Genomic DNA, 13,536 nt, shown 5'->3' with positions numbered 1-13,536 from the left:
GCCCAGTGACAAGCGACATCGACGCCGCCGCCGAGCGACTCCTCGGCGCCTACGCGGACGGCACGCCGTGCGCGCCCGTCCGCGACCTGATCACCACGGCGGACGACGCCTACGCCGTCCAGGACAGGCTCACCGAACGCTGGCTCGGTGAGGGCCGCCGCCTCGCCGGGCGCAAGATCGGCCTGACCTCCAAGGCCGTCCAGCGGCAGATCGGCGTGGACAGCCCCGACTTCGGGATGCTGTTCGCCGACATGGCCGTCCCGGACGGCGAGGAGATCCCCGCCTGCGCCGTCCTGCAGCCGCGCGCCGAGGCCGAGGTCGCGCTCGTCCTGGAGCACGATCTGACGCACGAGCGGCACACGGTCGCCGACGTCATCCGCGCGACCGCGTTCGCGCTGCCCGCCATCGAGGTCGTCGGCAGCCGCGTCCGCGACTGGGACATCACGCTCGCCGACACCGTCGCCGACAACGCCTCGTCCGGCATGTACGCGCTGGGCAACCGCCCCGTCCTGCTCAAGGACGTCGACCTGCGCCTGTGCGGGATGGTGATGGAGCGGCGCGGCGAGCAGGTCTCCACCGGCAACGGCGCCGCCTGCCTCGGCCACCCGCTGAACGCGGCGCTGTGGCTCGCCGACACGCTGGTCCGCGTCGGCCGCCCGCTGCGCGCCGGCGACACCGTGCTGACCGGCGCGCTCGGCCCCGTCGTCCCGGCCGCGCCCGGCGAGGTGTTCGAGGCCCGCATCGACGGGCTCGGCGACGTCCGCGTCGCGTTCGGCCGTGCCGAGCGGGACGGGGAGAGTGCCTGATGGTGGACGTGAACGCGCTCGCGCGCACCCTCGACGACGCCGCCCGCGAGGTCCGGGCGGTACCGAAGCTGACCGACACGACGCCGTTCGACGTGCCCGCCGCGTACGCGGTGCAGCGCGCCGGGATGGAGTTGCGCCGCCGCCGGGGCGAACGCCTCGCCGGAGTGAAGATGGGGTTCACCAGCCGCGCCAAGATGGTGCAGATGGGCGTGGACGACGTCATCTGGGGCCTGCTCACCGACGGGATGCTCGCCGGGTCGTCGGTGGACGCGTCCCGCCTCATCCACCCGCGCGTCGAGCCGGAGATCGCCTACCTGATCGGGCGCGAGGTCCGCTCGCCCGCCGAGGTCGAGTCGGCCGTGGCGGGCGTCGCGGTCGGGTTCGAGGTGCTCGACTCCCGCTACCGGGACTTCAGGTTCACCCTCCCCGACGTGATCGCCGACAACGCGTCGGCGGCGCGGTTCGGGTACGGGGCCTGGCACCCGCCGCGCGACCTGTCCAACGCCGGGCTGCTGATGGAGATCGACGGGCGCCCGGTGCAGGCGGGCTCGTCCGCCGCGATCCTCGGCGACCCGGCGCGGTCGCTGCGCGCGGCGGCGCGGCTCGCGCTCGGCGCCGGGATCGCGCTCGAACCCGGCTGGGTCGTCCTCGCCGGCGCCGCGACGGCCGCCGTCCCCCTGCCGAAGGACGCGCACGTCCGCGTCACCGGTGCGGGGCTCGGCAGCGTCGAGGTGACCACGTGACGGGCGACGCCTTCCTCGTCACCGGCAAGGCCCCGCCGCGAGGACGGTTCCCGCACGTCAAACGGGCCGGCGACTTCGTGTTCGTGTCCGGGACGAGTTCGCGCCGCCCGGACGGGACGTTCGCCGGGGCGAGCGCCGACCCGATGGGCGTCACCGACCTCGACATCCGGGCGCAGACCCGCGCCGTCATCGAGAACATTCGCGACCTCCTCGGCGCCGCCGGCGCGGACCTGCGCGACATCGTCAGCATCACGACCTACCTGGTGAGCATGAACGACTTCGGCGGATACAACGAGGTCTACGGCGAGTACTTCGACGAGACCGGCCCGGCCCGCACGACCGTCGCCGTCCACCAGCTCCCGCACCCGCACCTGCTCATCGAGATCTCGTGCGTCGCCCACGTTCCCCGCACCGGAAAGGACGCCGGAGCATGACCCTGCCGCAGCTGTCGTTCGGACGGCCGTTCAACTTCGATTCCTGGATCGACGAGCACCGAGACCTGCTGAAGCCGCCGGTCGGCAACGTCCAGGTGTTCGACGAGGCCGGGCTGATCATCATGGTCGTCGGCGGCCCCAACCAGCGCACCGACTTCCACGACGACCCGACCGAGGAGTTCTTCTACCAGCTCAAGGGCAACATGGTGCTGCGCGTCATGGAAGAGGAGGGCCGCCCGCCGACCGATCTGCAGATCAACGAGGGCGACGTCTTCCTGCTGCCGCCGCACGTCCGGCACTCGCCGCAGCGGCCCGAGGCCGGGTCCATCGGGCTCGTCGTGGAGATCCCGCGGCCGGAGGGGCTCACGGAGGCGTTCGAGTGGTACTGCCCCGAGTGCCACCACCTCGTCCACCGCGCCGAACTCCAGGTCCGCTCGATCGTGGACGACCTCCCGCCCGCCTTCGAGGGCTTCTACGCCGGCGACCGCAAGTGCCCGAACTGCGGGGCGGTCCACCCCGGCCGCAAGTGGCCGCAGACCATGACCCCGACCACCGCTCCCCGGGTCTGACGGAGGCTCCGTGACCGTCATCGACGTCCACGCCCATGTCTTCCCGCGGATCAGCCGCGCCGAGGGCCGCGTCCTCGCCGACGACGGGCAGCCGTGGCTGCGCGTCGACGGCGGCGGCGGCATGATGATGTGCGGGGGCGAGGAGTACCGTCCGGTCGGCGAGGCCCTCTGGGACCCCGCCCGCCGCGTCGCCGACATGGACGCGGCGGGCGTGGACGTCCAGGCCGTCTCCTCCACCCCGCTGATGTTCGGGTACGCCGCCGAGCCGTCCCGCGCCGCCGACTGGTGCGAGCTCGTGAACGAGCGCATCCTCGACCTCTGCGGGCAGGCGCCCGACCGGCTGCTGCCGCTCTGCCAGGTGCCGCTGCAGGACCCGGCGCTCGCCTGCGAGGTCGCGACGCGCGCGGCCGCGGCCGGGCACCGCGGCGTCCACATCGGCAACCACGTCGGCGACCGCAACCTCGACGACGACGGCATCACCGCGTTCCTCGCGCACTGCGCCGGGCTCGGCCTGCCCGTGCTGGCGCACCCGTGGGACATGCTCGGCGCGGACCGGATGCGCGGCCACATGCTGCCGTGGCTGTCCGGGATGCCCGCCGAGACGCAGCTGAGCATCCTCGGGCTGATGCTGTCCGGCGCGTTCGAGCGGATCCCGGCGTCGCTGCGGCTGTGCTTCTGCCACGGCGGCGGCAGCTTCGCGTTCCTGCTCGGACGGGCCGACAACGCCTGGCACCGGCGCGACATCGTCCGCGCCGACTCGCCGCGCCCGCCGTCGGAGTACACCGACCGGTTCCACGTCGACTCCGCCGTGTTCGACCCGCGCGCCCTCCGGCTCCTCGTGGACGTGATGGGTCCCGAGCGCGTCATGCTCGGCACCGACTACCCGTTCCCGCTCGGCGAGCAGGAGCCGGGCGCGACGATCCGGGCGTGCCCCGGGCTGGACGACGCCGACCGCGCGCGGCTGCTCGGCGGCAACGCGGAGGCGTTCTTCGCGCCCGCGCAGGAACTCGTGACCACCGAAGGAATGGCCCAGTGAACCCGCAAGACCCGGCGAGCCCGCACGACCTGGCGAGCATGCACGACCCGGCGAGCCTGGAAGCGCGGGCGCGGCGGCTCGACGAGACCGACCCGCTGCCCGCGCTGCGCGGCGAGTTCCTCATCCCGCCCGCACCCGGCGGGACGCACGAGGAGGCCGCGTACTTCGCCGGCAACTCCCTCGGCCTCCAGCCGAGGAGCGTGGCGGGACTGCTGCGCGAGGAACTGGACGACTGGGCGCGGCTCGCCGTCGAGGGCCACACGCAGGCCCGCCGCCCATGGGCGGACTACCACGAACTGCTCCGCGAGCCCGCCGCCCGGCTCGTCGGCGCGCGGCCGCACGAGGTCGTCGCGATGAACTCGCTCACCGTCAACCTGCACCTGATGATGGCGAGCTTCTACCGGCCCGCCGGGACGCGCACCCGCATCGTCATCGAGGACGCCGCGTTCCCGTCCGACTCCTACGCGGTCGCCAGCCAGGCCGTCCACCACGGGCTGGACCCCGCCGCGACGGTCGTGCGGCTGAAGCCCCGCCCCGGCGAGGACAACCTGCGCACCGAGGACGTCGTCGGCTTCCTCGAACGCGAGGGCGGCACGGTCGCGCTCCTCATGCTCGGCGGCGTCAACTACCTGACCGGCCAGCTCATGGACATGCCCGCGATCACCAAGGCGGGCCGCGCCGCCGGCGCCGTCGTCGGCTGGGACCTCGCGCACGCCGCCGGGAACGTCCCGCTGCGGCTGCACGACTGGGACGTCGACTTCGCCGCCTGGTGCACCTACAAGTACCTGAACTCCGGTCCGGGAGCGGTCGCCGGCTGCTTCGTGCACGAGCGGCACGTCCGGGACGCCTCCGTGCCGAAGCTGTCCGGCTGGTGGGGGACCGACCCGTCCGTCCGGTTCCGGATGGACCCCGACATCGCCCCGCCCCCGTCGGCCGACGCCTGGCAGCTGTCCAACCCGCCCGTCCTCGCGCTCGCGCCCGTCCTCGCGTCCCTGGAGATCTTCGACCGGGTCGGGATGGACGCGCTGCGCGCCAGGAGCGAGCGCCTCACCGGCTACCTGGCCTCGCGGCTCGCCCCGATCGGCGGAGTGCAGATCATCACCCCGGCCGACCCGGCGGCGCGCGGCAGCCAGCTGTCGCTGCGGGTGGCGGACGCGGGCGGGCTCGTCCGGCGGCTCGCGCGAACCCACGGCGTGATCGCCGACGCCCGCGAACCCGACGTCGTCCGGCTCGCGCCCGTCCCGCTGTACTGCACGTTCCACGACTGCCACCGCGCCGCCGAGGCACTGGGGGATCTTGTTTAGGTGTGTCGGTGCATGAGGCGGTTCGACATCGGGTAGGTTCTTGGGCGTTGCACGATGGCGCCCGGCCCGGCCGGCCGGACGCCAGGCAGTCTCGAAACGTTTTCTCCGGGCGACCGGCGGGCGTGAGATGAGTCCGCTGCAGCCCGGTCCGCCGCCCGGCGGCCCGGTGAGTTCTACCCGGAAGGGGAACACCATGGCCGAAGGCACCGTGAAGTGGTTCAACGCCGAAAAGGGCTTCGGGTTCATCGCGCCCGACGGCGGCGGCCCGGACGTGTTCGTCCACTACTCGGCGATCACCACCAACGGGTACCGCAGCCTGGACGAGAACCAGCGCGTCGGCTTCGAGATCACGCAGGGCCAGAAGGGCCCGCAGGCCGAGGGCGTCTACCCGCTCTAAGGCACTGATCTGACCCACGTCAGGCCGGGGACGCTCGCCGTCCCCGGCCTTTCGCGTCACTCCCTGGGCAGGCGCTCGCCCGCGCGCAGGCGGTCGAGACCGAGCCAGATGAACTCCACCGCCATCTGCTCGGCGCGCTCGCGCGGCGTGTCGGGGTGCTCCAGCCACCACGACACCATCGACAGCATCGACCCGTACATGAGCGGGACGAGCAGCCGGGCGCGGTGCTCGTTGACCTCCAGCGCGGCCTGGGACAGCGCCGGGTCGGCGCGGCGGCGGCGCAGCAGCAGGTCGGCGAACGCGGTGCCGAGCCGGTCGCGCAGCTCCCGCAGCTCCAGCCCCACCTCCGGCTTGTCGAGATGCCGGACGACCAGCGCCCACGCGTCCGGCTCCGCGGTGGCGTAGTCGAACAGGACCCGGATCATCGCGCGGATGCCGTCCGCCGACCCGTGCGCGGCGAGCACGGCCTCGTTCAGCCGGCCGGTGAGCTCGCCGACGATCGCCTCGGTCACCTCGGCGAACAGCTCCTCCTTGGACGAGAAGTGCTGGTACAGCAGCGCCTTGGACACCCGCGCCGCGGCCGCCACGTGCTCCATCTGGGTCAGGTGGTAGCCGCGCCGGCCGAACTCGGCGAGCGCCACCTGGAGCAGCTGCTCGCGCCGCCGGGCGTGGGGCATCCGCCGCCGCACGCCCGCCTCGCCCGTGTCGCCGATCATTTGCCGAGGTACCCGCCCAGCTCGGCGCGGGCCACGGACCGCACGTGCACCTCGTCCGGGCCGTCCGCGAGGCGCAGGGTGCGCAGGCCCGCCCACATCGCGGCGAGCGGCGTGTCGTCGCTGACGCCGGCCCCGCCGTGCACCTGGATCGCCTTGTCGACGACGTCCAGCGCGACGCGCGGCGCGATCACCTTGATCGCCGCGATCTCGGACCGGGCGGCCTGCACGCCGTGCTCGTCGATCAGCCAGGCCGTCTTCAGGCAGAGCAGGCGGGCCTGCTCGATCGCCATCCGCGACTCGGCGATCTGCTGGCGGACCACCCCCTGCCGGGCGAGCGGGCCGCCGAACGCCACGCGGGACACCGCGCGCTCGCACATCAGCTCCAGCGCCCGCTCGGCCATCCCGATGGCGCGCATGCAGTGGTGGATGCGGCCCGGGCCGAGCCGGGCCTGCGCGATCGCGAAGCCGCCGCCCTCCTCGCCGACGAGGTTCTCCACCGGGACGCGGACGTCGGTGAAGACGATCTCGCAGTGGCCGTGCTGGTCCTGGTAGCCGAACACGGGCAGCGACCGGACGACCTCCACGCCGGGCGTGTCGAACGGCACCAGCACCATCGACTGCTGCTGGTAGGGGTGCCCGTCCGGGTCGGTCTTGCCCATCAGGATCATGACCTTGCAGCGCGGGTCGGCGGCGCCGCTCGTCCACCACTTGCGGCCGTTGATGACGTAGTGGTCGCCGTCCCGCTCGATGCGGGTGGAGATGTTGGTGGCGTCGGAGCTCGCGACGTCCGGCTCCGTCATGGCGAACGCGCTGCGGATCTCGCCGTCCAGCAGCGGCCTCAGCCACCTCTCCTTCTGCTCGGGCGTGCCGAACAGGTACAGGACCTCCATGTTGCCGGTGTCCGGGGCCGCGCAGTTGGTGGCCTCGGGCGCGAGGCTCGGGGAGCGGCCCGTCACCTCGGCGAGGGACGCGTAGTCGGTGACCGACAGGCCGTGTGCCGGGTCCTCGCTGCCGGGTAGGAACAGGTTCCACAGGCCGCGCTCGCGGGCCTCGACCTTGAGGTCCTCGACGACCTGGGGGACGGTGTGCTCGCGGCCCGCCGCGCGCAGCTCCGCCCGCTGGGCGGCGTAGACCGGCTCCGCCGGGTAGACGTGGGAGTCCATGAAGTCCTGGAGGCGGCCGAGATGCTCCCGGGCCCGCTCGCTCAAACCGAAGTCCATTCCGCTAGAGTAACTGACCAGTCAGTTACTTCGGGAGGGAGTCCCATGGCAGCCTTCGAAGGCACCGGCAAGGTCGCGCTGATCACGGGAGGATCCAACGGCATCGGGGCCGCGGTGGCGCGCCGGCTGGCCCGCGATGGCGCCCGGGTCGTCCTCGCCGACGTCGACGCGGACGCCGGCACCGAGCTCGCGAAGGAGCTGGACGGGGCGTTCGTCCGCTGCGACGTGCGCGAGCCCGCCGACAGCGAGGCCGCGGTCGCCGCCGCCGTCGAGCGCTTCGGCGGCCTGGACGTCGCGTTCCTCAACGCCGGCGTCGCCGGCGGCGGGGGAGTGGGCGACGACTTCGACCTCGCGGCCTACCGGCGGGCCATGGGCATCAACCTCGACGGCGTCGTGTTCGGCGCGCACGCCGCACTGCCCGCGCTGCGCGCCCGCGGCGGCGGCGACATCATCGCCACCGCCAGCATGGCGGCGCTCACCGCGACGCCGTTCGACCCCGTCTACGGCGCCAACAAGGCGGCCGTCGTCGGGCTCGTCCGCGCCCTGGGCCCGACCTACGCCGAGGAGGGGATCCGGGTGAACGCCCTCTGCCCGTCCTTCGCCGACACCGACATCCTCGTCCCGCTGAAAGGGCACCTGCAGGAGACCGGCTTCCCGATCCTGAACGTGGACGCCGTCGTCGAGGCGTTCATGCGGATCCTGGACGCCGACGGCGTGGGGGAGGCCTGGTACGTCGTGCCGGGCCGCCCGTCCGAGCCGTTCAAGTTCCGCGGCGTCCCCGGCCCCCGCTGAGCCGTCCGCCCGAGACCGACAGGAGAGACATGCGCGCGATCCAGATCACCCAGTTCGGCGGGCCGGAGGTCCTTACCGTCACCGAGCTGCCCGAGCCGGCCGCCGGGCCCGGGCACCTGCTCGTCGACGTCTCGCGGGCCGGCGTCAACTACGCCGACACCCACCAGGCGGAGAACAGCTACCTGTCGGCCTCCACGCTGCCGATGGTGCCGGGCGGCGAGGTCGTCGGCACCACCGCGGACGGCCGTCGCGTCGTCGCGCTCGTCGGCACCGGCGGCTACGCCGAGAAGGCCGTCGCGTCGGAGGCGCTGGCCTGGAACGTCCCGGACGCCATCGACGACGTCACCGCCCTCGGCATGATCGTGCAAGGCGCGTCCGCGTGGGTGCTGCTGCGGCGCAGCGTCCACCTCGCGCCGGGCGAGTCCGTCGTCGTGCACGCCGCCGCGGGCGGGGTCGGGACGCTCGCCGTCCAGCTCGCCAAGGCGTGGGGCGCCGGGCGGGTCATCGCCACCGCCTCGTCCGAGGAGAAGCGCGCGCTCGCCCTCGACCTCGGCGCCGACGTCGCGATCGACGCGAACGAGCCCGACCTCAGGGAAGCGCTGATCGACGCCAACGGCGGCCGGCGCGTCGACACCGTCCTGGAGATGACCGGCGGGACCGTCACCGACCAGAGCCTGCGCGCCCTCGCCCCGTTCGGCCGCCTCGCCTTCTACGGGATGGCCTCGCGCAAGGAGCCCTCGCCCGTGCGCCCCGCCACGCTGATGGCGCATTCCACCACGATCTCCGGGATGTGGCTGGCGCACGTCTTCCAGCTCCCCGGCGACGTGATGCGCACCGCGCTGGACGAGCTGTTCGGCCTCGCCGCGGACGGCCGGCTCCGCGTGATCGGCGGCGGAGAGTACGGGCTGACCGAGGCCGCGCGCGCACACGAGGACCTGCGGGCACGCCGGACCACCGGCAAGCTCGTCCTGGACCCGTCCCGCTAGCCGACGAGCCCGTTCTCGTAAGCGTAGACGACGGCCTGGGTGCGGTCGCGCAGCGCCAGCTTGGTCAGCACGTGCCCGACATGCGTCTTGATCGTCTGCTCGGCCAGCACCAGCTCGGCGGCGATCTCGGCGTTGGACAGGCCGCGCGCCATGAGCCGCAGCACGTCCAGCTCGCGCGGCGTCAGCCCCGCGGTCGCGTTCGGGCTCGGCCGCTGGTGCCGGCGCCGGCGCGCGAAGTCGCCGATCAGCCGCCGGGTGATGGACGGGGCGAGCAGCGCGTCGCCCGCCGCGACGACCCGCACCCCGTTCACGAGGTCCGCCGCCGACGCGTCCTTCAGCAGGAATCCGCTGGCGCCCGCGCCGAGCGCCTCGTAGACGTACTCGTCCAGGTCGAACGTCGTGAGGACGAGCACCTTCGGCCGCGCCCCCGCCGAGTCGGCGTCCGGGTCGGGCTCGCCGACCAGCTCGGCGGTGGCGGCGAGGCCGTCCATCTCCGGCATCCGGATGTCCATCACGATCACGTCCGGGTCGAGCCGGCGGCCCATCTCCACGGCCTCCCGGCCGTTGCCCGCCTGCCCGACCACCTCGATGCCGGGGTCGGAGGACAGCAGCGCCGCGAGCCCGTCGCGGATCATCACCTGGTCGTCGGCTATCAGCACCCGAATCGTCACGAAGCCAACCCTACGGCGACGAAGATCAGTCCACCTCTCCGTAGGGCAACTCGGCGCCGACCGACCAGCCGGCGTCGCGCGGCCCGGCGTCGAGGCGGCCGCCCAGCATCGTGACGCGCTCGCGCATCCCGACCAGGCCGTGGCCGCCGCCCTGCGACTCCTCCGGCGTGCTGCGGGCCCCGTCGTCGGTGACCGACACCGCCAGCGCCTCGGGCCCGTACCTCACCTCGACGTGCACCCGGGAGCCCGGCGCGTACCGGGACGCGTTGCTCAGCGACTCCTGCACGATCCGGTACGCCGAAAGGTCCACCCCCGCGTTCAGCGGACGCGGCACGCCGGTCACGACGGTCGCCACCGACAGCCCGGAGCGGCGGGCGGCGGCGACCAGGTCGTCCAGCCGCTCCAGGCCGGGCTGCGGGGCCCGCTCGGCGCTCTCGTCGTCCGCGCGCAGCAGCCCCACGACGCGGCGCGTCTCGGTCAGCGCCTCGCGCGCCGCGTCCCGCACCACCCCGAACGTCTGCCGCGCGGCGTCCGGCAGATCGGGGATCTTGTAGGGGGCCGCCTCCGCCTGCATCGCGATCACCGACATGTGGTGCGCGACGACGTCGTGCAGCTCGCGGGCGATGCGGGCGCGCTCCTCCAGCACCGCCTGCCGGGCCAGGTCCTGCCGGTGCTGCTCCTCGCGCCGGCGCAGCTCCTCCACCGCCGAGTGGCGCCCGCCGACCGCGTCCCCGAACGTCAGCGCGACCACCGCGATCCCCGCGAGGATCATGCCGAACCAGCCGGGCATGCCGAACAGCACGGCGGGCACCAGCACCCCGGCGGTCGTCACCGCGCCCACGCCCACGGTGGTCTGCCGGTCCGAGCCGACACCGGTGAAGAACAGGACGACGACCAGCGCCAGGATCGCCGTGACCGGCCACGGCATGAACCCCGCGCCGTGCCGGACGAAGACCGTGAGCAGCAGGCCGGCCGCCGCGACCCGCCAGGCGGCCAGCGGCCACCGGGCCGCGAAGATCAGCGGGGTCGCCTGCAGCACGCCGAGCGGCCAGGCCAGCCCGGTCGCGACGTGGTACTGCTGGATCGCGATGGCGATGGAACCCGCGGTGAAGCCGATCGTCAGCGCGGCGAGCAGCGCCAGGATCGGCAGGCGCAGCGCCGGACGCCCCGGCAGCAGGGTGACGGGCGGGCCGTCCCGGCCGGGCAGGAGGGCGGCGCGGACCCCGGCGAGCAGCCGCGTCCGGCCCGCGGACGCGAAGCGGTCTGGTTCGTTCATTTGTCCTGGAGCCTAGGACCCGCGGCGCCGGGACGGCCTGCCCCGGGGGAGGGAGATCCGACCCGCCCCCTCGGGTATCACCCGTGAGCAGGGCGATCGCCCCCCGGCCGGCGGCCGGGCGCCGGCCCGCGCGCGGCGAGGCGATCTTGCGGCGACCGGCGCGGGGGCGGAGACTGCGGGAATGACCGACCTGAGCCATCCGATATTCGCCCGGCTCTATCCGCGCCTGGACGCGGGCTGCGCGAAGGTGGGCGGCGCCGCCCACCGCGCCGAGCTGCTCGCCGGGGCGTCCGGCCGCGTGCTGGAGGTGGGCGCCGGATACGGGGCCAACTTCGCGCACTACCCGCCGGAGGTCACCGAGGTGGTCGCCATCGAACCCGAGCCGCGGCTGCGCGCCAGGGCCGACCACGAGGCCGGCCGCGCCCCCGTCCCCGTCACGGTGCGTCCCGGCGTCGCCGAGGACCTCGACCTGGACGACGCATCCTTCGACGTCGCGGTGGCCTCGCTCGTGCTGTGCTCTGTGCGCGACCCCGTCCGCGTCCTGACCGAGCTGCGGCGCGTCCTCAGACCGGGCGGCGAGCTGCGCTACTACGAGCACGTCCGGGGGACCACGCCGGGGAAGGTGCGGTTCCAGCGGTACGCCGACGTGCTGTGGCCCTTCTTCGCCGCCGGCTGCCACGTGTCCCGGCCGACGCAGGAGTGGATCGCCGGATCGGGCTTCAGCGTGCGGGCGGAGCGGCGCTTCGAGTTCCCGGCCCCCGGCCGGGGAAACCCCGCCTCACCGCACGTTCTCGGGGTCGCCGTCCGCGACTGAGCGACGGCAAGGGCGCGCATAAGGTCCGTTTCGCGGGGAAGATCAGGGCCCATGACGACCTCGGGCAGCCAGCCGCGACCATTGGACGGCCAGGAGAGTGACGCGCCCTCGCACACGACGGCCACGGCCGTGCTGCTCGCCGGCGCCGCGGCCCTCGGCGGCTTCCTGTTCGGCTACGACTCCTCGGTGATCAACGGGACGGTCGACGCGCTCAAGGACCAGTTCGGGCTGAGCGGCTTCGTGGTCGGCTTCGTCGTGTCCGCCGCGCTGCTCGGCTGCGCGGTCGGCGCCTGGTTCGCCGGTCCGCTCGGCGACCGGATCGGCCGCGTCAAGGTCATGCTGGTCGCCTCGGTGCTGTTCGTGATCAGCTCGCTCGGCTCGGCGCTGGCCTTCAACGCGATCGACCTGACCGCCTGGCGGCTGGTCGGCGGCCTCGCCATCGGCGCCGCGTCCGTGATCGCACCCGCCTACATCGCCGAGATCGCGCCCGCCGGGCTGCGCGGCCGGCTCGGCTCGCTCCAGCAGATGGCGATCGTCCTCGGCATCTTCGCGGCCCTCGTCGTCGACTACGTCATCGCCCGCGTCTCCGACGGCGGCGCCTCCGGAACGTTCCCCTGGGGCGGGCACGCGTGGCGGTGGATGTTCGCCAGCGCCGTCGTGCCCGCCGTCCTGTACGGAGTGATCGCCACGACGATCCCCGAGTCGCCCCGCTACCTGGTGAAGAAGCACCAGACGGCCCGCGCCCGGGAGGTGCTCGGGCGGGTCCTCGGCGGCGGCGACGTGGACGGCAAGATCAAGGAGATCGTCCGGTCGATCGCCGAGGACCGGCCCGTCCGGCTGGGGGACCTGCGCGGGAACCGGTTCGGCCTGCTCCCGATCGTCTGGGCCGGCATCCTGCTGTCGGTCTTCCAGCAGTTCGTCGGCATCAATGTGATCTTCTACTACTCGTCCTCGCTGTGGCAGGCGGTCGGGTTCTCCGAGAACGACGCGATGCTCACCTCGGTGATCAACTCGCTGGTGAACGTCGCCTTCACCCTGGTCGCCATCGCGCTCGTCGACCGGATCGGACGCCGCCCGCTGCTGCTCGCCGGCGCCGCCGGCATGGCGGTCTCCCTCGGCACCCTCACCGCCTGCTTCGCCACCGCCCCCGTGGTGGACGGGAAGCCGCACCTCGCGGGAGTCGCCGGCCCCGTCGCGCTCGTCGCCGCCAACGTCTTCGTCGCCTCGTTCGCCGCGACCTGGGGGCCGGTCGTCTGGGTGATGCTCGGCGAGATGTTCAACAACTTCATCCGGGCCTCCGCGCTCGCCGTCGCCGCCGCCGCGCAGTGGATCGCCAACTGGGTGGTCACCACCACCTTCCCCGGCATCTCGGGCTTCTCGCTCGGCCTGGCCTACGGCATCTACACGCTGTTCTCCGTGCTCGCGTTCCTGTTCGTGTTCCGCGCGGTGCCCGAAACGAAGGGACGCGAGCTGGAGGACATGGACCAGCTCGCCTCCCCGAGGGTGCGCGCTTGACCGGGCACGTCTCCGCTCGCGTCGGCTACAGTGGGGGCATGCCGCACGTGTCCATCGAGACGACGACGCCGGGTCACTCCCGGCGCTACGGCGGCATGTCCTGACATTGCACGCGGATAGGGCCCCGGGAGCGATCCCCGGGGCCCTTCCGCTTTCGGGGACCGCCTCCCGCCCTCCACGGCGAACCCGACGAGAGGAGCGTCCGATGGAACCGGATGCGTCCGGGGGAGACCCCGAGTCGATAGCATCGGAACCCG

Annotated in this window: 15 protein-coding genes; 11 read left to right on the top strand and 4 right to left on the bottom strand. The window is 73.5% G+C overall.

Annotation, left to right across the window (positions count from 1 at the left end; translation table 11 throughout):
- Positions 1–5 precede the first annotated feature (5 nt).
- The 7 genes from SM418_RS30095 to SM418_RS30065 all read left to right on the top strand — a co-directional run bounded on the left by SM418_RS30095 (position 6) and on the right by SM418_RS30065 (position 5,289).
- Complete coding sequence (locus SM418_RS30095; RefSeq protein ID WP_371944424.1) at positions 6–806, top strand: 2-keto-4-pentenoate hydratase; 801 nt, start codon at positions 6–8, stop codon at positions 804–806.
- The gene (locus SM418_RS30090; RefSeq protein ID WP_371944423.1) at positions 806–1,549 is read left to right on the top strand and encodes a 2-keto-4-pentenoate hydratase; all 744 of its coding nucleotides are present in this window, start codon (positions 806–808) and stop codon (positions 1,547–1,549) included. The genes SM418_RS30095 and SM418_RS30090 overlap by 1 nt, the downstream gene beginning before the upstream one ends.
- Complete coding sequence (locus tag SM418_RS30085) at positions 1,546–1,983, top strand: RidA family protein (protein ID WP_371944422.1); 438 nt, start codon at positions 1,546–1,548, stop codon at positions 1,981–1,983. Before SM418_RS30090 ends, SM418_RS30085 begins: the two co-directional genes overlap by 4 nt.
- On the top strand, positions 1,980–2,552 hold the full coding sequence (locus tag SM418_RS30080) for a 3-hydroxyanthranilate 3,4-dioxygenase (protein WP_371944421.1): 573 nt from the start codon (positions 1,980–1,982) through the stop codon (positions 2,550–2,552). Before SM418_RS30085 ends, SM418_RS30080 begins: the two co-directional genes overlap by 4 nt.
- Positions 2,553–2,562: 10 nt before the next feature.
- Positions 2,563–3,588, top strand: coding sequence for an amidohydrolase family protein (locus tag SM418_RS30075; protein WP_371944420.1), 1,026 nt, complete (start codon positions 2,563–2,565; stop codon positions 3,586–3,588).
- A complete protein-coding gene (kynU, locus tag SM418_RS30070) occupies positions 3,585–4,892 on the top strand; it encodes a kynureninase (RefSeq protein WP_371944419.1) in 1,308 nt (435 codons plus the stop codon). Before SM418_RS30075 ends, kynU begins: the two co-directional genes overlap by 4 nt.
- Positions 4,893–5,085: 193 nt before the next feature.
- On the top strand, positions 5,086–5,289 hold the full coding sequence (locus SM418_RS30065; protein ID WP_067639228.1) for a cold-shock protein: 204 nt from the start codon (positions 5,086–5,088) through the stop codon (positions 5,287–5,289).
- A gap of 56 nt (positions 5,290–5,345) precedes the next feature.
- On the opposite strand, the gene SM418_RS30060 is transcribed toward SM418_RS30065, so the two are convergent.
- Complete coding sequence (locus SM418_RS30060; RefSeq protein ID WP_371944418.1) at positions 5,346–6,005, bottom strand: TetR/AcrR family transcriptional regulator; 660 nt, start codon at positions 6,003–6,005, stop codon at positions 5,346–5,348.
- Entirely contained in the window at positions 6,002–7,225 is a 1,224-nt protein-coding gene (locus SM418_RS30055; protein WP_371944417.1) for an acyl-CoA dehydrogenase family protein, read from the bottom strand. Before SM418_RS30055 ends, SM418_RS30060 begins: the two co-directional genes overlap by 4 nt.
- 45 nt (positions 7,226–7,270) lie before the next feature.
- Between SM418_RS30055 and SM418_RS30050 the strand changes: the two genes are divergently transcribed.
- Both SM418_RS30050 and SM418_RS30045 read left to right on the top strand, forming a co-directional pair.
- Complete coding sequence (locus SM418_RS30050; protein ID WP_371944416.1) at positions 7,271–8,017, top strand: SDR family oxidoreductase; 747 nt, start codon at positions 7,271–7,273, stop codon at positions 8,015–8,017.
- Between the two features lie 29 nt (positions 8,018–8,046).
- Positions 8,047–9,003: a quinone oxidoreductase family protein gene (locus SM418_RS30045; RefSeq protein ID WP_371944415.1), complete on the top strand. Its 957-nt coding sequence runs from the start codon at positions 8,047–8,049 to the stop codon at positions 9,001–9,003.
- Here SM418_RS30045 and SM418_RS30040 read toward each other — a convergent pair.
- Together SM418_RS30040 and SM418_RS30035 are read right to left on the bottom strand one after the other, a co-directional pair.
- Positions 9,000–9,674, bottom strand: a complete 675-nt coding sequence (locus SM418_RS30040) for a response regulator (protein ID WP_371944414.1) — start codon at positions 9,672–9,674, stop codon at positions 9,000–9,002. The genes SM418_RS30045 and SM418_RS30040 overlap by 4 nt on opposite strands.
- Before the next feature lie 25 nt (positions 9,675–9,699).
- Positions 9,700–10,950: a histidine kinase gene (locus SM418_RS30035; RefSeq protein ID WP_371944413.1), complete on the bottom strand. Its 1,251-nt coding sequence runs from the start codon at positions 10,948–10,950 to the stop codon at positions 9,700–9,702.
- A 181-nt stretch (positions 10,951–11,131) separates the two neighbouring features.
- Here SM418_RS30035 and SM418_RS30030 point away from each other — a divergent pair, with 181 nt between their 5' ends.
- Positions 11,132–11,764, top strand: coding sequence for a class I SAM-dependent methyltransferase (locus SM418_RS30030; protein WP_371944412.1), 633 nt, complete (start codon positions 11,132–11,134; stop codon positions 11,762–11,764).
- A 51-nt stretch (positions 11,765–11,815) separates the two neighbouring features.
- Positions 11,816–13,279, top strand: coding sequence for a sugar porter family MFS transporter (locus SM418_RS30025; RefSeq protein WP_371944411.1), 1,464 nt, complete (start codon positions 11,816–11,818; stop codon positions 13,277–13,279).
- Positions 13,280–13,536 lie beyond the last annotated feature (257 nt).

Origin of the sequence: Actinomadura chokoriensis (assembly GCF_041463665.1) — a bacterium.
GTDB lineage: Bacteria > Actinomycetota > Actinomycetes > Streptosporangiales > Streptosporangiaceae > Spirillospora > Spirillospora chokoriensis_A.
This window is presented reverse-complemented; position numbering and strand designations above follow the sequence as displayed.